The sequence below is a fragment of the Imperialibacter sp. genome, assembly GCF_040222815.1.
Classification (GTDB): domain Bacteria; phylum Bacteroidota; class Bacteroidia; order Cytophagales; family Cyclobacteriaceae; genus Imperialibacter.
In genome coordinates this window covers 208,280-231,945 of sequence record NZ_JAVKCH010000022.1, presented here as the reverse complement: position 1 = coordinate 231,945, position 23,666 = coordinate 208,280, and the positions used below count along the sequence as shown (strand labels likewise).

The following is a 23,666-nucleotide window of genomic DNA, read 5'->3' as shown; positions in this document are numbered from 1 at the left end:
TTTACACGAAAAGGAATATGTTCGGTAGCGAAATACTATATTTCTCTAAAAGATATAGTGTGCTGAATAATTAATTTACAACAAGGTCACTCTCAAATTGATTTTCAGTAGCTAATTTACCAACCGAAAAACTTCATCATTATGCAACGTGTATTAAAACAATTTTTTGCTTGCTCTGCTATTTTTTACCTTTTGAGTGCCTGCGGGGGCTCAGACCCAGCCGCAAGAAAAGACGACTTTAGCAGCCCCAAGAATCTCTATGTAGATTATATTTCCTCTTTCACGGGCGGGGTGGTTTCACGCACCTCATCTATCCGAATCCGACTCGCTAAATCTGCCGGAGACTCGCTGGCAGGCAAAGCAGTGGAGGACTCTTTTTTCAAGTTTTCCCCATCAATGAAGGGGACAGCGCTTTGGGAAGATAACCGTACTATTGTGTACACTCCATCTGAATATCTTCCCAGTAACACCAAATACGAAGCTATTTTCAGTCTGGGCAAGGTGCTCAAGGATGTGCCCGGCGACCGAAGTGAGTTCAAATTCACCTTTCAAACACTCATCCAAAATTTTGATGGAATAGTTAACAACCTCCAGCCCTACGACAAAAAAGATCTTAAGAGAATGAGGATCGACGGCCAGGTGCAAACCGCTGATTTTGCCGATATTGAGAACGTAGAGAAAGTGTTGAAAGCCACCCAGAGTGGTAAAGACCTGAAGATTACCTGGAAACACGGCGACAACAACACACACAGTTTTGTTGTAGAAGAAGTTGTCCGATCTGAAAAGGAAAGTGCTGTAACCCTGGCTTTCAATGGTGCCTCGATTGGTGCTGAAAAGTCGGAAGAACAGGAGGTGAAGGTGCCTTCGCTGAGCGATTTCTCAGTACAGTCGAGTAAATTTGTGACCGGAGCTGAGGACTACATCTCCATCTTGTTTTCGGATCCACTGGATGACAAGCAAGCACTTCAGGGGCTCATCCAGCTAGCTGGCAACAGCAACAGGCATCGCACAGTTATCAGCTTGAATGAATTAAAAATTTACCCTACCTCTACTCTTCAGGGGTCAGTAGAAGTCACTATTCACAATTCCCTCAAAAACATAGCTGGCTACAACCTGAAACAAGATTACAGCACCAGCCTGGAAATGGTGCAGGTCAAGCCTGAGATACGTTTGGTTGACACATCAGGGAAATCCATCCTGCCCAGCACAAACGGGGTTATCCTGCCTTTTGAAGCAGTTGGGCTTAGCGCAGTCGACGTTACAGTCACCAGGGTGTTTGAGGACAACATGCTGCAATACCTGCAAACAAACAACATGGGCGGCCGCTATGAGCTTCGAAGAGTAGGTCGCCCCGTCACACAAACTGTTATACAGCTCAACAACTCCGGTGTAACGAATCTCAATAAATGGAATCGCTTCACACTTAATCTTGAGGAAATTATTAAAACTGCTCCCGGGGCGGTTTATGAAATAAAGATAGGCTTCCGTAAGAAATATTCTCTCTACTTCTGCACTGCTGAAGGCGGCGCTATTGAAGAAATGGATGATATAGAGGAAGACTGGGGAGCGGAAGAGGAAGAATCGTATTGGGACGGCTATGAAGACTATTACAACGACGACTACAGCTATGAAGATCGGGACAATCCATGTACCAGTTCGTATTATGGAGACCGCCGCTCTATCAGAAAGGTTCTTTTCTCCTCAGACCTGGGGCTTATTGCGAAGAAAAGAGACGATGGCAACCTGCATGTGTTTGCCACTAACCTGGTGAACGTTCAGCCCATGTCGGGCGTCGAAGTAAAAGCCTATGATTACCAGCAGCAGTTGCTAAGCTCCGGTCAGACTGATGGAGATGGCAAAGTGGTCTTACAAGGCAAGGGAAATCCTTTCGTTATTATCGCCAAAAAAGACAATCAGGTAGGCTACCTGAAAATTGACGATGGCAGCTCCCTGTCACTTAGCAATTTTGACGTCACTGGGGAGCGGATTCAAAACGGACTCAAAGGTTTCATATACGGCGAACGTGGCGTTTGGCGGCCAGCCGACACCCTGCACCTTGGATTCATTCTGGAAGACATTGAGGAGACTCTCCCCTCGGCGCATCCGGTGATCATGGAGCTGTGGAATCCCATGGGGCAGCTCTACTCCCGCAAGGTGAGCTCTCAGCCGGTGGGTGACATGTATCGCTTTGACCTGCTCACAGACAAGGACGCCCCTACGGGAAACTGGTTAGCCAAAGCCAAAGTAGGCGGCGCCACCTTCAGCAAACAGATAAAAATAGAAACCATCAAGCCCAACAGGCTTAAAATAGAGCTTAATTTCAACAAAAGCGTGTTCACCTCCTCCGACCAGCAAGCATCCGGCGACCTGAACGTGCGCTGGTTGAGCGGTGCCAAGGCAGGCAACCTGAAGGCGGAATTCGAACTGGTTTTGTCTCCTATTAAAACCACTTTCAAAAAATACCCTAACTACAGCTTCGACGACCTCTCCAAGGATTTCTATTCCGAGCGGGAAATGGTGTACGAAGGCAGGGTGAATGCTGAAGGATATTCCCGGATCAACATCAATTTGGGAGAGCCGAACAATGCACCTGGCGCTCTCAATGCCAGGTTCCTCGGCAAGGTGTATGAAGAAGGTGGCGATTTCAGCATCAGCAATGTCAGCATGCCTTACTATCCGTACTCAACCTTTGTGGGCGTGAAAACTCCTGAAGGCGACAAAAGAGGCATTATCCTTACCGACAAAGACCATGCTATCCGAATCGCATCAGTCGACGCCGATGGCAACCCCATCAACCGCCGCAATGTGAAGGTGCAGCTCTTTAAGCTGGACTGGAAATGGTGGTGGGACAATTCCTATGACGCTATCAGCAACTATGTGGGCCGTTCGTACCGTGACCCAGTCTCGGAAGGCTTTGTGGACACCAACAACGGTGAGGGCTCCTGGAACCTTCGGATAGACTATCCACAATGGGGCCGGTATTTCGTTCGGGTGGAAGATCCTATCTCAGGGCACTCGGCTGGTCAGGTGGTGTACATCGACTGGCCTGGCTGGGCTGGCAAAGGCAAAAGAGGCGAGCTGGGTGGCTCGTCCATGCTCGACTTTGGCATCGAAAAAGAAGAATATAAGGTAGGGGAAAAAATCGCTTTGTCTATACCCACTACAGCTGGCAATCGCATACTTGTCAGCCTGGAGTCGGGGAGCAAAGTACTTCAAACCTTTTGGGTGGAAGCCAAGGAAGGCAACACGGCCATTGACTTTGAAGCCACCAGCGACATGGCACCCAACTTTTACGTGAGCCTCACCATGCTGCAACCTCACGGGCAAACTTCTAATGACTTGCCGATCAGGCTGTACGGTGTCCAATCTGTAAAAGTGGTTGACCCCGGCACCAGGCTTGAGCCAGTGATAGCCATGCCGGACGATTTACGCCCTGAGCAGTCTTTCACCATCGGAGTATCAGAAAAGGGTGGCAAAGCCATGGCCTATTCCATTGCCGTTGTCGATGAAGGGTTGCTGGATATTACGAACTTCAAAACCCCTGACCCCTGGAACTCCTTTTACGCCAGAGAGGCATTGGGCATCAAAACCTGGGACGTGTATGACGACGTGATGGGCGCTTTTGCAGGCAAAATTGAGCGCCTGCTGGCTGTAGGCGGTGACGGGGAGATTGAAGCCAAAGAAGAAACGGAAGCCAACAGGTTCAAACCGGTAGTTATGTACCTGGGGCCGTTTTACCTTGAAGCTGGTAAGTCGGCCAAGCATAACCTCAAGCTGCCCCAATACATTGGAAGTGTAAAAACCATGGTCATCGCTGCGAACAACGGAGCATATGGTTTTGCTGATAAGGCAACGCCTGTAAAGCAGCCACTGATGATATTGGCTACCTTACCCAGAGTAGCCGGGCCAACAGAAACAATGAAATTGCCTGTCAATGTTTTTGCGCTGGACAATAACGTAAAAAATGCCAAAGTGAAAGTGGAAGCCACGGGCACTTTAGCGCTCAACGGAGCCGCCGAGCAGTCTGTGACTTTCACAGGACAAGGCGACAAGGTCATCTACTTTGACCTGAAAGCGAAAGAAGTGTTGGGTGTGGGCAAGGTAAAGGTTACAGCCACTTCAGGCAACCTCACTGCCAGCTACGATATTGAGATGAACATCATTCCTCGTAACCCGCCAGTAACACAGGTGGTGGAAAAAGTGCTGGGTGCGACCGAAAACTGGAGTCTCGACTATGTGCCTATTGGCCTGGCAGGAAGAAACGAAGGAGCCATCGAGCTAAGCACACTACCACCATTGAATATCGAACAGCGCCTGGGTTACCTGATCCGGTACCCGCATGGCTGTATCGAACAAACCACCTCCGCTGTATTTGCGCAGCTTTATCTTGATAACCTGACCACCCTGCCGGACGATAAGAAAATGCAGGTGCAAAAAAATATTGATGCTGCCATCAACAGACTGAAAAGCTTCCAGTTGAGCAGCGGCGGCTTCTCCTACTGGCCTGGTAACAGCTATGCCAACTTCTGGGGCACCAACTATGCCGGTCACTTTCTGGTTGAAGCCCGTAAAAAAGGCTACAGTGTACCAGAAGGTATGCTGGCTTCCTGGATCAACTTCCAGACGCAGAAGGCAGACGCATGGGGAAGCCTGAGTGGCGAAGACGACAACGACCTCATCCAGGCCTACAGGCTGTATACGCTGGCACTGGCTGGCAGCCCGGCAGTGGGCGCCATGAACAGGATGAAGGAGAAAACAACCCTGCAAAGAGAAGCACGCTGGAGACTAGCGCTGACATATGCACTGGCTGGATTTGATCAGCAGGCAACCGGGCTTGTCGAAGGGCTTTCGTCAGATGTTGAACCTGACAATAACAGGCGATACTACTACACCTATGGCTCACCCATGCGTGATCAGGCGATGATCATGGAAACACTCCTACAGCTCAAAAGGAAAGAAGATGCCTTTGGGATACTACAGAAAATAGCCAAAGAAATGGGAGATAAAGACAAATGGATGAGCACACAAACAACGGCTTATTGCTTTATTTCCATTGCCAAATATGTGCAGGACTTTCCTTTGGATGAATCGCTCACTGTCTCTTTGGAGGTAGGCGGAAAGCTTTCTCCAGCGGGAGGAAAGGACTATGTGACCCAGGTATACCTTCAAACACCCGACAAACAGCAGCCCATCAAGATAACCAACAACGGAAGTGCTCCCATCTTCGCTAGGGTCATTCGCAAGGGTGTTCCGATTGAAGGTGGCGAAATTGCAGGTGAGAAAAACCTGAGTATGATCGTTAGCTACAAAACCATGGACGGCGACGGGCTCGACGTTAGCAGGCTAAAGCAAGGAACCAACTTCATGGCAGAGGTTGTCGTTCGAAACCCGGGAGAAAAGGGACTCTACAAAGACATGGCGCTCACTCAACTGTTCCCTTCAGGTTGGGAGATCATTAATACCCGACTGGAAGGCACAGAAGATGCGAGCAACGGGCAAAAACCGGACTATACAGACATTCGTGATGACAGGGTCATGAATTACTTTGACTTGCAGGCAAGCAAACAAATAGTAATCAGGGTGTTGCTTAATGCCTCTTACCAGGGCAAATTCTATATGCCTGCCACCTCTGTCGAAGCCATGTATGACGACACTATCTACGCTCACAAGGCCGGAAGGTGGGTAGAGGTGATCACAGATAAATAGGAGAAACGAGTAGCAAACAGATGGCCTCTTTTATTTTGGTAGAGGCCATCTGTTTTTCTTATATCTGCTAAACTTTGCTTTATTTGACCTACCTCAATTCAAATAATTCTATTAATCGCTCTGACTTTTAGTGACAAACGTGGCTGGTTCAGTCCTCATAAATTTACTTCAAAGGAAGTGGTTCAAATGGATGGTGGCTTTGTTCACCCTTCCTTTATCGCTCATCCTGTTTTACCCCCTGCCGTCTCCCCTTTTTCCTAAGAAATACGCCACACTTCTTCAATCTTCCGATGGACAGTTGCTGGGGGCACGCATTTCTTCGGATGGTCAATGGCGCTTCCCTCCGGCTGATTCGGTGCCACAAAAGTTCGAAGCAGCCATTCTCCTCTTCGAAGATGAGTACTTCCACTACCATCCGGGGATCAATCCTGTATCACTTGGCAGGGCAGTTTGGCAAAACATTCGGTCTGGGAAAATAGTAAGCGGTGGCAGCACCCTGACCATGCAAACTGTGAGAATGGCCCTGGAGAATCAGGAGAGAACCTACAGTCAAAAAATCTGGGAGCTCCTGCTTTCCATCAAGTTGGAGCTCTTCTATTCAAAAGAAGAAATACTCCAGTTGTATACTTACCACGCACCCTTTGGCGGCAATGTAGTTGGTCTGTCCGCAGCTTCCTGGCGGTATTTCGGTCGCCCGCCTTATCAGCTTTCGTGGGCAGAAACTGCGGCGCTGGCAGTACTGCCCAACAGCCCCTCCTCAGTATTCCCGGGGAAAAATGAAATCACCTTCAGACACAAAAGAGATGCCCTTTTAGATAAACTAAGCGCAAAGGGCTGCCTCACCAGCGACGAGGCCCTGCTGGCAAAAGCTGAACCTCTGCCCGGCAAAGTAAAGCCCCTGCCAAACGATGCTTTCCACCTTTTGCAACGAGCTGAAAAAGACGGTCTGGCCGGTACCATTGTGCAATCGACGCTGGACTTTGCTCTGCAACGCCATGTGAAAGAAAAAACGGATCGCTATTCAGAGCAACTGGCCTACAACGAGATCCACAACGCAGCTGCCATTGTTATCGATATTGCTTCAGGAGAAACCCTCGCCTACGTAGGTAATTCCTTTCCCAATGGTGACGAAACCAATAACCATGGTCAGTTTGTGGACGTGATCACCGCCCGCAGAAGCCCCGGAAGTCTGCTAAAGCCATTTTTGTACGCCGCAGCGCTGGATGATGGCATTCTCTTACCAAAGGAACTATTGCCCGACATCCCACTCTTCTATCGGGGTTTTGCTCCACAAAACTTTGATAAAAAATACCGGGGGGCTGTTGCAGCCGATGAAGCGCTTGCCAGCAGCCTCAATGTCCCTTTCGTTTTTCTATTGCGGGAATATGGCTACGAAAAGCTGCATCAAAAGCTGCAACAAATAGGGATGCGTTCCCTCGACAAGCCCGCCAATCATTATGGCCTTTCTTTGATTCTTGGCGGCGCTGAATCGACGCTTTGGGAACTGTCCGGCATGTTTGCCGGCATGGCAAGAGCGCTCAACAACTTTCAGGATCGCCCTTACAACAAAGGGTACTCAACGGCGGACTATCGGCCGAACAGCTACCTTCCACTAAAAACGACCAAACAAGAAGGTGACCTCGAAACCAATGGATTCCTGGCGGCGCCCTCCATTCTCTACGCCTTTCAGGCAATGCAGCAGTTGAGGCGTCCTGAAGAAATGTCAGGTGCCGAAATGTATGGCTCGTACCGCCCCATTGCCTGGAAAACCGGCACCAGCCACGGCTTTCGTGATGCCTGGGCCATTGGCCTCAACGACCGCTATTTAGTAGGTGTTTGGGTAGGTAACGCCGATAGTGAGGGCAGACCAGGACTCACTGGCATACGCTCTGCCTCACCGCTGATGTTCAGCATATTCGAACTGCTGGGTGGCGACGCCACCTTCGATGAGCCGTTCGGAAAGATGGTCAGCATCTGCAAAGAAAGCGGACTTTTGGCAGGCGAGTATTGCACGGAAACAACTGGCTCAAATTTACCTGACTATATGCTTCAGGGCAAACGCTGTACCTACCACCACCTTCTCCATCTGGATCAAGCTGAAAAACACCAGGTAAGCAGCGCCTGCTACGCTGTCGACAAAATGCATTCCAAACCCTGGTTTGTACTACCGGCTGTGCAGGCATGGTACTACAAGCAGTATCATGCCAACTACAAAGAGCCACCACCTTTTCTGTCCTCATGCGCAGAGCAAAACACCAATGGCTTCATGGAATTAATTTATCCCAGAGAGTTCACCAAAGTATATGTGCCCGTTGAGCAGGATGGCAAACCAGGCTTGGCCATATTTGAAGCGGCACATCGTAACCCGGCTTCAACCATCTACTGGCACCTGGATGAAGTCTACGTTGGCTCAACGAATTTCATCCATCAAATGGGCTTCCACCCGGAACCTGGCCCCCACATGCTTACACTTGTGGATGAGGAGGGCAATGAGTTAAAGCAGGGATTTGAGGTCCTGCGATGAGCTTCAGGCTCTTCGGCGGTAGTCATTTCACCTTTGCTTCCAAGTAAAGGAATCGGTACTTTTAACCATTTAAAATGCTGCGTTTTTGATGAAACAACTCCTTTGCTTTTTATTGATATCACTGGCCTTTGTGTCCTGCGATACGGACACCAAACCAACCAGCCTTCTGGTCAGCCTGGACAGCGTAGAACATATCAGCGGTAAACCGGAGTACCTGGGCAGCCCATTTGTGACGGCCGGCGACCGGGTGTATATGATTGGCCATCAGGACGGTAGTTTTCCTGATCTTGGCTGGCATGTTGAAGGAGAAATGGGAGGTATCTGGGATCATCCGATTAAATTAATGGATGGATTTTCAATGAATATCGGAGAGGTTGGCAAAGAGGCTCCCTGGTGTCTGGATAAGGCCGATGAATTCATCAACTACCCTTTTGCCAACAAGCATATTTTTCGAAAGGGTGATTTACTTGTGCAAAGAACTCAGTTTGTGCCTGACGGCGGCATGGAAGGGCTCATTGTAGAATATGCTATCACCAACCAAAGCGAAGAGGAAAAGTCGCTGGAGCTGGCGTTCACAGGCATGATAGACCTCAGGCCCGTGTGGTTGGCGGAAAGAAAAAACATTGAGGACGGCAGAGATACCCTCTTTTTGCAGGAGCTTTCCGAGACATATTTGGGAAAAGACCTGAACAACGACTGGTATACCATATTTGGCAGCAGCGAGCCTGTTGTCGGATACAGAATCGATGAAAGCCCCTGCCCTCAGGAAAGAAAGGGGCTGGGCACCGACGGCACCATTGTTTCGAGGGTGACTTTACAGCCCAACGAAACCTACCCGGTTCAGTACTATATCGCCGGCTCATACACATCAGCCGACGAGGCCCATGCCACCTATGATCAGCTAAAAGGAACAGCCTCGGTTACGCTGAAGAACAAAATGAATCGGTATGAGCAAATAGCTCAGGCATCATCCATCTCCATCCCCGACAAAGACATTGAAACCATGTACCGATGGGTGAAGTACAATACCGCCTGGCTTATCAGAGATGTGCCGGAAATAGGGAGGGGCGTTTCCGCCGGGCTACCCGACTATCCGTGGTGGTTTGGTGCCGACAACTGCTATACCCTGCAGGGCATGCTGGCTACTAGCTCCCCGGCTGAAGTGAACTCGACCATCAACCTGATCGAAAAGCTTTCAATGGAACTCAATGGCAATGGCCGGATCATCCATGAAACATCGACCAACGGCGAAACCTATAATCCAGGTAACCTGAACGAAACGCCTCAATTTATTTCCCTTCTCTGGACTTTCTACCAATGGACTGGGCACAAGGAAACACTCGAAAAGTACTACCCGGAAGTGAAGAAGGGCATCAAGTGGATCGAAGAACAGGACAAAGATGGCAACGGCTATCCGGACGGCCCCGGCATGATGGAAATTCATGGGCTACATAGCGAGATGGTGGATGTGGTGGTGTACACGCAACAAGCTTATGAAGCTGCTGCGCAAATGGCAATGGAAATGGACGAGCCTGATCTTGGCGCTGAATACCAGAAGAAGGCCGATGCACTGAAAAAGAAAATCAATGGTGAATGGTGGGTGGAAAGCGCCCAATCGTTCGCTGACTTCCGCTCCACAAAGGCGCAGGCACTTGAGCTGATTGATGCGGCGATTGTGCGAGCTGACACCATCAATAAACCATGGTCGATCAAAGAGCTGGAGCAAACAAAAAAAGAACTGATCGGCAAGGCTGCGAACACCACCAGCGGCTACGTGGTTTATCACAACTGGGTCGTGAATACGCCAACAGAAATGGGTATTGCAGATTCACTAAAAGCGGAAAAGGCGTTGGCTACTGCCAGAAAGTACAGCAACCGTTTCGGCATGTACGTAACTGGGATGGACAGAGATGAAGCCAATGACGCCTCCAGCAAATGGAAGTCGTTCAGCTATGTGGGCGCTGTTATGACGCTGCCCACAGGAGTGCAAGCGATATCTGAAGCCAGATACGGGCACCTCAACGAGGCACTTGGCTACCTGAAAAAGCTGCACAACTCATTTAGCTACGCCCTGCCTGGCTCTATGTACGAAGTGAGCCCTGATTATGGCATGATTGTGCAGGCATGGAACATCTATGCCGTTGCTGTCCCGATTGTTAGTTACTTTTTCGGAATTCAACCAGAGACGCACAAAAAACAGGTGACGATAGCACCCGACATGCCCGAGGGCTGGGACAATGTTTCTATCAGCGATGTGTTGATGGGGGACAACGTCATTGGCTTCACAAAAAATACAAAAGACAGCTTGATCACTTATCAGATAACACAACGAAACCCTGGCTGGACAGTATTATTGAAACTAAAGGGTGAAAAAACCTCCACAATTCAAGTTAATGGAAAGGTATTTTCTTCAATGGCGGAAAATGAAAATATTATTGTCCGTTTAACAGGTGTTGACAATTTGATATCAATTCAGCGGTAGCGGAATCAAAATGCTGATACACTGCAAATCCTGCCATTTGCATCCTATCCACTCTCTTCATTCCTGCAAATAGCGTTCGGTTTATGAGAAAGGGTGAGGCATATGAAGACAAAAGTCGATCTTTCACAACCGATATTACAGAAATTGGCTTGCCAAACCATTTTAAGTTGTATCTTGTTAATAGCAAAAGATCACAACGTGCGCAAACCAAAGGACATACTCAAATTGCCCTTTTCGCCAGATGGCGGAATCGATAGCTGTGTGTTGCTTTGTACGCACAACAAAGCCTTTGTAAAATAGGCCTCCCATTTCATCAAAGAAGTAAGGAGGCCGGTAGTACTGTTCCTGCAGATTTCTTGCTCTGACTACCCGGAGAACGTTATTCAACCTACCTAGCATTTCACTTTCCGGCATAATATCACCATGCGGATGCCCTATTCACTCAGTGGCATTCGCTTGGTGTCATGTTCAATTTAAATACGACGTAACGATGAATCCAATTATAACAAAAGCAGACCACAATACAATTAAATCCCTGATAGCTAATCTGCCGGATCATTTAAAGACTGCTGAGATAAGACAACTGACGAATGAGCTTAATCGTGCTCAGGTTGTTGCAAACGACAAAATACCGAAAGATGTTATTAGACTAAACTCCTATTTTGAAATTGAGGAGATCAATTCAAAACAACAAATCAACTTCACAGTCACTCTTCCGAACAAAGCAAATATTGCTGAGAAAAGGGTATCCATACTGTCGCCACTTGGCATTGCGCTAATTGGCTTCAGGAAAGGCATGACTGTTCAGTGGACGCTACCTGGCGGCCCAAAAAAACTCAAGATATTGAAAGTTGAACAAGCCATGGAAGAGGCTAAAATTCAGACGCCATGAAATGGACATACAGCATTCGAAACAAAACAACTGCGGCAGCACTACTCCTGACTGTTTTTTTGATAGTGTTATTCAATAACCTGAAAGAAAGGAAAAACTCGGTGAAAATCAGCGAAACGATCCATTCGATATTTCAGGATCGGTTGGTGGTGGAGAGCTATATTTTTCAGCATGCAGAGCACCTCCACTTGATCGAGAGAATTATTGATTCCGAGAACATTGAACATGCCGACAAACAACAGCAGGTGGAGGCGGCCTTCCAGCAAATAATGGTATTGAACGAGTCGTACCTGGAAACAGTGCTCACAGAGGAAGAAGAAAGAGTCTTTGGCGGGTTCAACGACCTCAGCAAAAAAATGGGTGCAAAGGCAGCACAGGGTGACCTGACGGCTGCAAAAGCATACGCAAAGGAGGCAGCTTTGTCCCTGAAAACACTTTCTTCCATCCAGGTAACAGAAGGAGCATCTCTAATGACAGACGCTAAAGCACTGTTTAGTGCAAGCACTTTGTCGTCCCAACTGGAAAGTGCCATTTTACTTGTCATTGCACTGATCATCCAGGCACTGATTTTTGCTTCTAGCACCCTCAAAGTGAATAGGCATCCTCAAAACCCAATACTTAATTGAGCGACTAAGCACAGGAAGTCCATTTGCCCAAGTGATGGACTTCCTGAAAAAAACACTTCTTTCACTGCCCCATTCATTTCCCCTAAAAGGTCAATTCCCCAATTTTTCTACCGCTTTCGGCCTGCTGTGCCAGCGGAAAAAAACTAATATTGTAATTACTTACGCAACCCCAACACTGATTATTACATCTAGGCTACAAGGTCAATCAAAACTCAATTTTTTTAGATGCGTTGTTTTTACTCTTTATCCCTGCTACTGCTGGTGTCTTTCACCGCTTTAGCCCAAAACACCGGTATTAAAGGCAAAGTGCTTGGAGAGAATAATGAGCCTCTCCCCTTCGCTACCATTTTTATCCGCAACATCAACACCGGCACTACTTCCAATGTCGAAGGTGACTATGAGGTACGGCTTGCTCCCGGCAAATACGATGTTGTGTTTCAGTACATTGGCTACGAATCGAACGTGCATTTCTTTGAAGTGACTACCGGCTTCGAAACGTACAACCTCACCCTTAAGCCCAGAATATTTCTCCTCAAAGAAGTGGAAGTACGCAGCGGCAAAGAAGATCCTGCCTACACCATCATGAGAAAAGCAATCGGCAAGGCCAGCTTCCATGCCAACCAGCTCGATGCCTACGATGCCAAAGTCTACATGAAGGGATCCGGCCGACTGCTCGACTCCCCCTTTTTCCTCCGCAACAAAATAGCCGAAGAGGGCATTGACAGTACTATGGCATTTACTTCCGAGTCGGTGAGTGAGCTGCACTACGAACGGCCGAGTACCTACTCGCAAAAGGTGGTGGCGGTGTTTTCGCAAGGGGACGACAACGGAACAGGCCCTGGTGAGTTCCTCACGGCCAGTTTCTACGAGCCAAAGGTTGTGGATGCCATTTCTCCGCTTTCACCCAAGGCATTCGCCTACTACCGGTTTACCTACGATGGCTATTTTAGAGAAGATGGCTATGTGATCAATAAGATCCTTGTCACGCCCCGAAGCAAAGGAGACGACATTTTTGAGGGAACAATCTACATCGTTGACGACCTCTGGAGCATCCACAGCCTCGATCTTACGATGTATAAGCTGGGTATCAAATTCGACATTGAACAGGTATACAATCCCATTGAGGACAAAGCCTGGCTTCCGGTAAGCCATAAGTTTGTCATCAACGGCTCTTTCTTCGGGTTCGACTTTCAGTACGATTACCTGGCCACACTCAGCGAATACAAAATCACCCTCAACCCGGATCTCGATATTCCGGTGACAGTGATTGATGAAAAAATAGACAAAGAAGTCGCTGCTGAAGTGAAGCAAAAAACGAAAGGCGAGGAAACACTGGAAAAGCTGGCTCAGAACAAGGAAGTAACCAGAAAAGACCTGCGCAAGCTGGTGAAGGAATACGAAAAGGAGGAAATGGAGGATCTTGAGTTCCCTGAGATTGTTTCTAACATCTCCATACAACGAGACTCAACCACAAGCTACAACAACGACTCCACCTTCTGGACAAGCATGAGACCTGTGCCGCTTACTGCCTATGAAATAAGAGGCTATACAAAGATCGACAGCCTCGACAAGGCGGAAGAAGCCGAATACAAGTCGGATACCACAAAAAAGGGAAAAAACAAAAGAGACAGGAAGGTAAGGATCACCGACCCGATCCTGGGCAACTCCTACAAACTGGGAGAGAAAAGCCGACTCAACATTGAGTCGCCACTTGAAACCATCGGTTTCAACACAGTGGAGGGCTTCAACTTCTTTTATGACATCAATTACTCCAGACGGTTTGAGAACGGCAATAAGCTCCAGTTTGGCCCTGTGCTGCGCTATTCGTTTGCCAGAGAAAAGCTCTTGCCGAAGGGTTATGTTGATTTCCAATACGGGGAAAGTGGCACAAGAGGCACCGCCCGGCTTGAAGCGGGCAGTTACGTGCAGCAGCTAAGTGCCCTTGAGCCCATCCACCCCTATATCAACACTGCCTACGCCCTCCTCTTCAAAGAGAGCTACTTAAAACTGTACGAGAAGGATTTTGTGCGATTTCAAAACGAGAAGCGGTACAGTGACAAGTTTTCAGCAAAAGCAGGGCTGGAATATGCGCAGCGAAGAAGCCTGGCCAACAATTCCGACTTTACTTTTTTCAAACACCCTGGCAAAGAGTATTCAGCTAACAACCCTCTCAATGCCAATACTGATGTGACGGGCTTTTTTGAGCACCAGGCATTTACCTTCAACGTTTCGGGAGAGTATAAGCCATTTTTAAAGTATCGAATGAAAAATGGCTCAAAAGAAGAGATCAGGAAGTCGACGCCCACCTTCACTCTTGAGTACAGGAAAGGCATGCCCTGGGCTGAAAGCGATGTTAACTACGACTTGTTAGACGTAGGGGTAAAACACAGCTTTGAGTGGGGCATCCGCTCCAAGCTGGATGTGCGGGTGAACGCTGGCAAGTTCCTTAACGACAAGGCCATTTACTTTCCGGACTTTAAGCACTTCCCAGGCAACCAAACACTATTTGCTACGCTCGATCCGGTGGAGAACTTCCGTTTGCTTGATTACTACTACTACAGCACCAATGATGAATACGTAACCGCCTTTGTGCATAATCAATGGCGCAAGCTAGTGGTAACACAACTTGCTTTTGTGCGGATGATGGGGATTAAAGAAAACATGTTTATCAATTACCTCGGCACACCCAATTCTAATAACTACACAGAAGTGGGCTATGGTCTCGACTATATCATGAGGGTCTTCCGGCTGGAGGCCATTGCGGCTTTTGAAGACGGGCAATACAAGAATTTTGGGGTAAGAATCGGCATTGCTACGAACCTTGAGGACTTGTTTGATTTCTGAAGTTAATGGTGCTCATTATGGAGAGCTGATCAACATACTGCAAAAGTCTTATATTTATGAAGCATTAGCATTATGTCAGATGCCGACAATTTTAAGACACAAAGGTTATCGATTCTTCTTTTATGCAAATGATCATACCCCAATGCATATTCATGTGTATATAATTGCCTTTTAGTGGTCACATGGAATGTCTTGGTACCCTAATGCTCCACCAAGCCTCTATTTTGCGCCTATATCCATGCTCGGTAGGCATAGCAGCCTTTATGGACATTTCATGTTGAAAAAGGTGACGGCACAGCAAAATTTAACCTTGAGCCAATTGAACTCGTTAAATCGAAAAGATTCAACGCCGCTGAAATCAATGAGATTCGTAAATTGGTGATTGAGATTTTGGAACTGTTTAAGAACAAATGGGATGAGTATTTTAACAAGCTATAAATCCAGTAATGCAGTTGATATTTGGTTTGATGACTTAAAAATGTTTGTCAGATTAGATGATGGCCGTGAAGTCGCCATACCTCTCGATTGGTTCCCAAAACTTAGAGATGCTACAGAAAAACAAAAAAATAACTGGAGACTGATCGGTAGCGGAGAAGGGATCCACTGGGAGAGTTTGGACGAAGACATACTGGTAGCGGGCTTGCTCTGATAATTAGTACGTGGTTCCTTGTTACTAATCTTTTCGAAAAAACTAGGTATCTTTAATGTCACATGTCTCATTTAGCAAACCAAATAGCCCAATCCATTACAAGAGTGGCAATATTTGCCTTCTCCATGCTGTTAGTGCCCTTTGGTTTAAGCTCTGCCCCGGCATTTGCTAATCAGAACCTTCCAGACGCTCCAAAAACCGAGCTGGTATCGCATACTTCAGCCACCCGCTACCATTCCTACAAACAAGCGGTAGTCGATTACCATCAAAGCTTTTTGCGATCCAATTGCTACAAAATTAACTTGTTGGCTATTTCCAGACTAGACGATAGGACATCCAACAACCGGTTCATCCAGGCAACCTACCACGCCCTGGAAATAAAAGCTAGCCATCTTTCGTTGGATCGCTACCATTCCTATTTCACTTACAATCAGGAAGTAATCGCTCATTCCTGAGAATTCCCTCCACGGCCTCTGTGCCACCCTTTCTCTATTATTTACTAACTGATTGAGCCCTTACGGCCTTTCATTTTATTACTACGCTTCATGAAGAAGTTTAAAAAATACCTGCGAACAGCCGGGCTGGTGCTGTTCATATTGCTCAGCGGATTTGGCATGGGCATAGATCCCAATATTTTCAAACCGAAAAGGATAGAAAATGAAGAGGGCGTAAAAACCGAACAAGTAGTTAAGAAAGAAGAGGACGAGGACACCAGACTTCAGGAAGTGAAGTGATTCACCTTCGATGTGTCAAGCCCGATAAAGGAGCGGGAAAAACTTCCCCTCCATCTTTTGCCCTTGTGGAACAACGTCGGCTCCGGTAAGCAACGGCGTGTCGGCATCCGATCTTGTGCCGTCTTTGAAAACATTTGTGACGTATGCTCTGCGCTGCCTGTCGGTTTTGTTTTCGTAGGATCCATGCACCAGCAAGGGGTGATGGAAAGTACCATGCCCCATTTTCATTTCAATGGGAATCGGATTGAACTGCGCCTTCTGCTCTTCGGTGAGGTACTGATCCAAACCGTTCATATCCCCTGCCAGGTCAGGCTTGTCGAGCAAACCCCACCTATGGCTGCCGGGCACATAGTACAGGCAGCCGTTGTCCACATCGGCATCGTCGAGTCCTACCCAGCAAGTGAGGTGCTCCATGGGTTTGGTACGTGTCCAGTACGAGTAGTCTTGATGCCAGGCAACGACGCCCCCATGTTTGGCTGGTTTGCAAAAAAGCTGGTCGTGCCAGAAGCGAACTGACCCACCCAGTAGCTGACTGGCGGCCATCACGAAAGCGGGGTTCCACAGCACGTCGTGAAAACCAGGGGTCACCCGCCATGCACCCAGCGCATGGAAAAGTACCTTCGAAGGGTCGGCGGATTCGTTGGAATGGAATTCGTAGAACAGATGGTGGCCGGGGTGGTTGGGATCGGCAATCTCCTCAAGTTCATTGCGGAGTGACTCTACCTGCATACTGTTGAGTAATTTTACGTTGGCCAAATAGCCATTCTCCTTAAAAAAGGCTACCTGTTCGTCGCTGAGTTTGTATTGTTCCCACTCCTTTTCAGTTTCGGGCCACTCAAACAGACGACTTACCAATTCATGAACCCCGGCCAAATCTGCAACACTACTCATATACTATAAATTACTAATGCTCATCTAAAAGTACCACCTTTTCCGACAGCCCTCTACGTCAATTTTTGCATTTACTTAACTTATTTTAACCTATATATTGATACAGAGTCGTATTATTGGTAATATAAACAAGCATTGCATCGATAACGGATGAAAGCCATCTTTGAAAAAGTAGACCTGGAAGAAGGTCAGTCACTGATAATTCGTGCGCTGAACCTCCCGGAGTTCGATGCTCCCTGGCACTTTCACCCTGAAATGGAGCTCACTTATATTATCAAAAGCCGGGGAACGAGATTTGTGGGCAACAGTATTGAGGAGTTCGTAGAAAACGATCTGGTGCTGCTGGGGTCGAACCTTCCACATATTTGGCAGAACCCTTCTAATCAGTCCGGCAGAAGTGAGGCAATAGTCGTACATTTTTCCGAAGGGATGCTCAACAACAGCTTGCTCAGCTCTCCTGAGTTTGCCACCATCCGGCAACTTTTCGAAAAAGCTAGCTACGGTGTGGTATTTCCATTGGAGCTCTCCAAAAGGGTTGGACAAAAATTGGCACACATGGTAAATGCCGACCCATTTAGCAAAGTACTTGGCCTCATGGAAACACTTCAGCTCCTCGCCACGTCCGATGAGGCGAGAACCCTTGCCAGTGCTGGCTATGCGCACCATACAACGGCAAAGGATGCGGAAAAAATGACCATCGTATTTGAATATGTAAGGCAACATTTCAGGGACGTGATTCGACTCGATCCTGTCGCCAACTTACTTCACCAAACACCTCAGGCTTTTTGTCGGTATTTTAAAAAAAGAGCCAAGAAGACCTTCTTCGAGTTTGTGAACGAGTTCAGGATAGGCCACGCCAGCAGGCTTTTGATCGATACTGAACTCAGCATCACCGAAGTATGTCTGCAGTCGGGCTACAGCACCATTCCCCATTTTAACAAGCAGTTCAAGCGAATCACCGGACTGAGTCCGACCGGGTTCAGGAAGAAGCATGTTGGTTAGCCAGCAAGGCGGGCAGAGTTCCTCATCCGGCTTATGTCGCAGGATAAGACCTGCTCCTCGTCTTTCGATAACCTGTCAACTCCAAATCTCCATTATCAAACCCTTCAATGATGGCATAAGCATTGTTCTCCGGCCCGCTGTTGTCGACCATAGCAGGCAGAAGGGTGTAGTGAATACCATTAATATTGGAATACTCCTCCCTGTGGCAATGGCCATGAAAGACTGCCGCCACTTTGCCCGAATGCTCTAACATGCTCCTCACCGCTGCTGAATTCTCTACATGCATGGTCTCATCGGGTAGCTCATAAAGTGAGTGGTGCACAAACACCACCGTGGGCAGCTTGGTTGCTGCGAGGTCAGCCTTCAACCAATCCATCTGAGGTTGGGGAACGGTCGACTCGAACCATTCAAAATCGCCTTTGTTGTGGTCAGTGCCGTCAGGATGGAAGTTGGGGTCGAGCACTATAAAGTGGAACCCCTTCTTGTCAAACGAATAGTAGCCAAGGCCCGAGTCGATGCCTGTATTCTCCACATTGGCTATAAACTGTGCTTTGCTGATGCTGTCCACATCATGGTTGCCTATGACATGGAAGCGGGGGCCTTTGAATTGTGCATACACCGCCTCCAGGTTCTGTAGGTATTTCAAAGTGTCAGCTTCCCTCCTGTTGGTGTCCTCATCCTTAAAGTCGCCTAAATGAATCACAAAGTCGACCTTTTCCCTGTTCATCACCTCGGTAAACTCGGCCATCTTTTCCAGCGACTCCCGGTAGTACCGAATACCTCCTGGCTCACGGTCGGCATAATGGGAGTCGGTGACTACGCCAAAACGGACTTTGGGCTTTTTGGCAGCCATGGCATTGCCAATAATTCCGATGGTTGGCAAAGTGATAAGAGTGGATTTGAGAAAAAGGCGACGGGTGATCATAAGACTGACGGTCGGTGACTAAACGTTACGTCAAATTAACAGAAATTACCTACAGCGACAACAGGGATTCAATATGAAACACTTCCCATCGTTTCCCACTAAGCGCTTAACGGATTCTCACTAAGCGCTTCATGGAATTCAGCAAAGCGCTTAACGAAAGCTCACTAAGGCCTTAACGGAAATCGGTAAAGCGCTTTACCGAAAACAAAACAGCGCATTGCAAGAAGCCGCTGAAGCTAAAGTAGAATACCGGGGCGTTTCACTAGCCAATAGTCAATGTCTTTTTTCTGAGCGTTGTGCCAACAATCAGCAGCCAAAGACAGATGCCTATCTCCCCTATACTGCTTGGGATACTGATGATGCTGGCTATGGCCAGGTCGTGGTAACCGGCGTAGAAAAAACTACCCACGGCCTCTATCACATAACCAAAGCAGCCCAGCATAAGAAACACACCAAAAAACTTTGGCAGAAAACCAGACTTGTACACCAGGTAGCCAAAAGGAAAAAGCCATAGCCCCCAGAAGATGGAAGCGAGCTGGGTGCCGTTGTTGTAATAGTCGAGGTAGAGCATGACCTGCGCTTGAAGCTGGCTGGTGTCGAGCGCACTCAGATAAGGAGAATCGCCCAGCAACGTCAGCACACTCCACTTGTTGAGCAGGTTCACCAATGAGATGGGTACACTCACTACCGACAAAGCCACCATGAGCACGGCGTGGGTTTTGTTTACGGGGCTGAGCAGCCGGTACAAAACCAGGGGCAAAATCAGAAAGCAGCTAAAGCAAACGACATTGGCCATCATGCCCAGCTTGAACAGCATTTCGGAGTTTTTTATATTGACCACGGTAGTGGCTGGGTCGGCGTTGCTAACAATTTGCGACGGCACATACATCAGGCTGAAAATGCCAGTGAGTACAAGAATGAGATAGATCAGGCCTGCCAGCCGGGCATCCTGCCTTTGGGTAAGTTTGCTTGCTTCCATTGGATGGGGTTAGTTACTCCTTCATGATGCTGGAATATGCGGTGGGGTTGCACGGCAAATCAAACTAATGCCTGCGTTTGCCAAAGGCAAGCCTCACCGGTGCACACGGAGGTGTATTCATGTTAGTAATCGGCTATCAAAGATTCATAAGGTATATTGAGTTTCTCATGCAGGTTCCTTATCATCTTCAGGGTCAGCTTTCTCTTTCTGCTAAAAATCTCCGACACACGGCTTTTGTATCCGATGATCTCAGCCAGGTCCTGGTTATCCATGCCCATCTGTTCCATTCGGAATTTAATAGCCTCGATTGGGTCAGGTGCCCCAATAGGGTAATGTTCGTCCTCGTACATTTCAATCAGGATGGACAGTATTTCAGCTTCATCTCCTTCCTTTGAATCGGCTGGTGCATGAAATATAACCTCCAGGCGTTTGAGTGCTAACTGATAGTCACCTTCTGTCTTTATTACTCTAATATCCATAAGTCAAATGCTATCGGCGTCTACTTGATCGCACTCACTAGCTGTACCAATTAAACAACAAAGTTATCAAAATTGGTAATCACCATTGATTCCAGCACCACTAAATAGGGTCAAGTTTTACTCCATCCTCTGCGCCTCCACCGGATTGGCTTGCGCTTTTGGGATGGCCTCAGCCACCACTATAGCCAGGGCCAGCAATATAAGTCCCGCCCCTGGCAGCGTAAATAGCCACCACTCCAAGCCCATAGCGTAGGCGTAGTTTTGCAGCCATTCATTTACCAGCCAAAAGGTGATGGGCAATGTGACAACTACAGCCAACGCAACGAGCCTGACAAAGCGGCTGGACAGCAAAAGCAGAAGATCAGCAACGGAAGCACCCAGCACCTTTCGGATGCCAATTTCTTTGGTTCGTTGAGCAATGGTGAGCGACACCAGGGCAAAGAGCCCAAGGCAAGAAATGAAAATAGAGAGGCCGGAGAAAACCCCCAGCAGTGTTGACAGCCGGTCTTCAGAGGAACCCATACTGCCCAATGAGAAGGGCGGCCGCCAATGCCAGTCCGAGACCAAAAATGGCAATGGCCGAGGTCGTCTTATGCCGGAGCAGGTTACGGAGGGCGATTTTGAAGTAGTTAGTGAGCATGAGTTGATAGTTTATTCCGTCCGTAAAGCTTCTACAGGATTGGCTCGGGCGGTTTTCCAGGTTTGGAGAACCATGATCACCGACGAAATTACTACCAGTAAAATACCTGGGGCCAGCATCACCCAGGCATCCAATGTGGTAGCGTAAGCATAGCCTGCCAACCACTCCGTACCATAGTAGTACACCACCAGCATTGAAAGGCCGGTGGCCGCCAAAATCCAGATCGCATACCCTGTGTTTACCTGACGAATAACCTGCTCTACTGTGGCGCCCAGCACTTTACGAATAGCAATTTCCTTGAACCGCTTTCGTACAAAGAAGCCTGTGAGGGAAGCCAGTCCTATGCAGGAGATAAAAACAGCCAGCAAAGACAGCACTTTTAATACGGTTGCCAGCTCACTGGCCTCGTGGTGTTTCTGGAGGTACGCATCGTGAAGGGATAGGAGTTCGAAAGGGCGACTGGGATATAACCGATCCCACTCAGTTTTAATCTTTGCCTCCGCAGTTGCTTTAACTTGAGCATCAATTCGCATAGTAAAGTACCCAGAAGAAGGATCGCCAAGAGAAAGAAGCAAGGTGCCAATCGGTGCGTTTAATCTGCTGAAATGAAAGTCAGCTACCTGGCCGACCACCTGGCCTTGAAACTCTCTCTCCACCTCAATATCTTGCCGTACAGCAAGACGTTCGTTCACAATATACCCAGTATCAGGAAGGAAGTCGGGCTGGTCTAAATAAGGGATTTGCAAAACATCTATGAAGTTTTTATCCATATTAACATACGCCACAAACTCCAATTTTCCGTCTGACTGATGGACAATGCCACCCGTGCCAACGAAAGGCAATCCACTTGAAATAGTGGCACTTTGTATCTCAGGAATAGATGGCAGCTGGTCTCGCAACAGTCGTAGGTCAGTGTCCTCCGATGGGCTGGGGATATACCAGAGGTTGTCAATGCCAAATCCCAACGGTTTGGACATAATGAAGTCCAGTTGCTTGTCGACAAGAAAAGTGCCCCCTATTAGTGTGCAGGCAACCAGAAACTGGAGTCCAACCATCGACTTGAGCAACCATTTGCGCTCGCCCAACTTAAACTTGCCTGCGATAACATCCCTGGGCATTACTTTGCTAAACAGGGCGCTCTGAATGGCTGCCAACAAGCTGGTTATGCCCAGCATGAGTGCCAGGAGAAAAGCAGCGCTCATTTTAAAGGGAAATTCGCCAATGTGAAGGTAAGACAAGACCCATCCGCCAGTGAATTGAATGAACGAGATACTCAATAATGTCGCAAAGAACACTACCATGGCAGACTCAACCAGAAACTGTAGCGACATTTGGCCAGGCGTAATGCCAAGCACCTTTTTAACACCCATTTCCCTACCCCGGAAAAGCGTTTTCACCTGGGTAAGATTGATGATGTTGAAAATCGAAATAAACAAGATCACCAGAGAGATCATGGCCATCATGCTGATCATTTCTTTATTGGCACTCTTTAAAATACCTCCCTGGTCGTTCTGAACTCGGTAAATATCTTTTACGCTGACCAGCGTATAGCGAATCTCATCAATAAAGGTATCCATCTCCTCCGATGCTTCGTCCACCTTTTTGTTCAAAGCGACTATGTTGGCATTAGGCCTGACATTCACATAGACCAGGCCCTGACTGTATTTCATCTTTTTGGATGGAAGCGGAATAGCCAGGGCATCGACCACCAGGTGTGAGTTAGTGGGGAAGTCTTTGAATGTTCCTGCTACAGAATATGCACCTTCTTTCAATTCCACCTTCTCTCCTACGGGGTCTTTGTGCCCGAACCACCTAGCCGCCGTTGACTCACTGATCAGCACCGTGCCCACAATGAAGCTACTTCTCACATCAAAGTAGCTGGCATCAAAAATAGCAATGCCTTGAGGCTCGGTGTAAGCCCACTGTTTTTCCAGGAATATTTTACCATCAACTGTTACTTCCTCCTCGCTGCCTTCCTGATAAACCGGCACACTAAAATTCACCTCTGGAAAATGATCTTCCATGTACTGTGCATTAGAAGTTGGCAGCACGGGAAACCTTATGGGAGCATCGAGCGCATCATTACTTTTGAGCCGATAGGTGTGTTCGGGGTCGGCAAAATGCGAATCGGCCGTGTACTCATGCCAAATAAAACTGAAAGTAAAAAAGCACGCTGTAAATGCCAGGGCCAGCCCCACAATGCTTGACAGTGTATACCCCTTTTCCTTTTTCAAATGGCGGAAAGCCAAGAGTATATGGTTTTTTAGCATAGTTGGTTGGTTTAACAGTTGGT

Annotated in this window: 18 protein-coding genes; 11 read left to right on the top strand and 7 right to left on the bottom strand. The window is 47.9% G+C overall.

Annotated elements, in window-relative coordinates; genetic code table 11:
* Positions 1-141 precede the first annotated feature (141 nt).
* From RIF36_RS10770 to RIF36_RS10725, 10 genes are all read left to right on the top strand, one after another.
* Complete coding sequence (locus tag RIF36_RS10770) at positions 142-5,706, top strand: alpha-2-macroglobulin family protein (protein WP_350128749.1); 5,565 nt, start codon at positions 142-144, stop codon at positions 5,704-5,706.
* A gap of 139 nt (positions 5,707-5,845) precedes the next feature.
* Positions 5,846-8,230, top strand: a complete 2,385-nt coding sequence (gene pbpC, locus RIF36_RS10765; RefSeq protein WP_350128752.1) for a penicillin-binding protein 1C — start codon at positions 5,846-5,848, stop codon at positions 8,228-8,230.
* An 88-nt stretch (positions 8,231-8,318) separates the two neighbouring features.
* The gene (locus RIF36_RS10760; RefSeq protein ID WP_350128754.1) at positions 8,319-10,712 is read left to right on the top strand and encodes an alpha-L-rhamnosidase-related protein; all 2,394 of its coding nucleotides are present in this window, start codon (positions 8,319-8,321) and stop codon (positions 10,710-10,712) included.
* 490 nt (positions 10,713-11,202) lie between these two features.
* Positions 11,203-11,604, top strand: coding sequence for a GreA/GreB family elongation factor (locus tag RIF36_RS10755; RefSeq protein ID WP_350097741.1), 402 nt, complete (start codon positions 11,203-11,205; stop codon positions 11,602-11,604).
* Positions 11,601-12,230 (top strand): hypothetical protein, encoded by a 630-nt coding sequence (locus RIF36_RS10750; protein WP_350128757.1) that lies wholly within the window; start codon positions 11,601-11,603, stop codon positions 12,228-12,230. Before RIF36_RS10755 ends, RIF36_RS10750 begins: the two co-directional genes overlap by 4 nt.
* 225 nt (positions 12,231-12,455) lie before the next feature.
* Positions 12,456-15,074, top strand: a complete 2,619-nt coding sequence (locus RIF36_RS10745; RefSeq protein ID WP_350128760.1) for a DUF5686 and carboxypeptidase regulatory-like domain-containing protein — start codon at positions 12,456-12,458, stop codon at positions 15,072-15,074.
* Positions 15,075-15,392: 318 nt separating this feature from the next.
* On the top strand, positions 15,393-15,512 hold the full coding sequence (locus RIF36_RS10740; protein WP_502880854.1) for a hypothetical protein: 120 nt from the start codon (positions 15,393-15,395) through the stop codon (positions 15,510-15,512).
* Complete coding sequence (locus tag RIF36_RS10735; RefSeq protein ID WP_339786786.1) at positions 15,490-15,723, top strand: DUF2442 domain-containing protein; 234 nt, start codon at positions 15,490-15,492, stop codon at positions 15,721-15,723. Before RIF36_RS10740 ends, RIF36_RS10735 begins: the two co-directional genes overlap by 23 nt.
* A 62-nt stretch (positions 15,724-15,785) precedes the next feature.
* A complete protein-coding gene (locus tag RIF36_RS10730) occupies positions 15,786-16,178 on the top strand; it encodes a hypothetical protein (protein WP_350128763.1) in 393 nt (130 codons plus the stop codon).
* Positions 16,179-16,268: 90 nt separating this feature from the next.
* Positions 16,269-16,457 (top strand): hypothetical protein, encoded by a 189-nt coding sequence (locus RIF36_RS10725; RefSeq protein ID WP_152000173.1) that lies wholly within the window; start codon positions 16,269-16,271, stop codon positions 16,455-16,457.
* 15 nt (positions 16,458-16,472) lie between these two features.
* Here RIF36_RS10725 and RIF36_RS10720 read toward each other — a convergent pair whose 3' ends face one another.
* The gene (locus RIF36_RS10720) at positions 16,473-17,348 is read right to left on the bottom strand and encodes a phytanoyl-CoA dioxygenase family protein (RefSeq protein WP_350097749.1); all 876 of its coding nucleotides are present in this window, start codon (positions 17,346-17,348) and stop codon (positions 16,473-16,475) included.
* Positions 17,349-17,498: 150 nt separating this feature from the next.
* Between RIF36_RS10720 and RIF36_RS10715 the strand changes: the two genes are divergently transcribed.
* A complete protein-coding gene (locus RIF36_RS10715; RefSeq protein WP_350128766.1) occupies positions 17,499-18,350 on the top strand; it encodes an AraC family transcriptional regulator in 852 nt (283 codons plus the stop codon).
* A 31-nt stretch (positions 18,351-18,381) separates the two neighbouring features.
* Here the strand turns inward: RIF36_RS10715 and RIF36_RS10710 are convergent, their stop codons facing one another.
* From RIF36_RS10710 to RIF36_RS10685, 6 genes are all read right to left on the bottom strand, one after another.
* A complete protein-coding gene (locus RIF36_RS10710; RefSeq protein ID WP_350128768.1) occupies positions 18,382-19,275 on the bottom strand; it encodes a metallophosphoesterase family protein in 894 nt (297 codons plus the stop codon).
* 262 nt (positions 19,276-19,537) lie between these two features.
* The gene (locus RIF36_RS10705) at positions 19,538-20,254 is read right to left on the bottom strand and encodes a DUF4386 domain-containing protein (RefSeq protein WP_350128770.1); all 717 of its coding nucleotides are present in this window, start codon (positions 20,252-20,254) and stop codon (positions 19,538-19,540) included.
* 122 nt (positions 20,255-20,376) lie between these two features.
* Positions 20,377-20,733, bottom strand: a complete 357-nt coding sequence (locus tag RIF36_RS10700; RefSeq protein WP_350128773.1) for a helix-turn-helix domain-containing protein — start codon at positions 20,731-20,733, stop codon at positions 20,377-20,379.
* A gap of 117 nt (positions 20,734-20,850) precedes the next feature.
* A complete protein-coding gene (locus RIF36_RS10695) occupies positions 20,851-21,255 on the bottom strand; it encodes an ABC transporter permease (protein ID WP_350128775.1) in 405 nt (134 codons plus the stop codon).
* Positions 21,242-21,373: a hypothetical protein gene (locus RIF36_RS10690; RefSeq protein WP_350128778.1), complete on the bottom strand. Its 132-nt coding sequence runs from the start codon at positions 21,371-21,373 to the stop codon at positions 21,242-21,244. The genes RIF36_RS10695 and RIF36_RS10690 overlap by 14 nt, the downstream gene beginning before the upstream one ends.
* An 11-nt stretch (positions 21,374-21,384) precedes the next feature.
* Positions 21,385-23,643 (bottom strand): ABC transporter permease, encoded by a 2,259-nt coding sequence (locus RIF36_RS10685; RefSeq protein ID WP_350128781.1) that lies wholly within the window; start codon positions 23,641-23,643, stop codon positions 21,385-21,387.
* Positions 23,644-23,666: the final 23 nt, after the last annotated feature.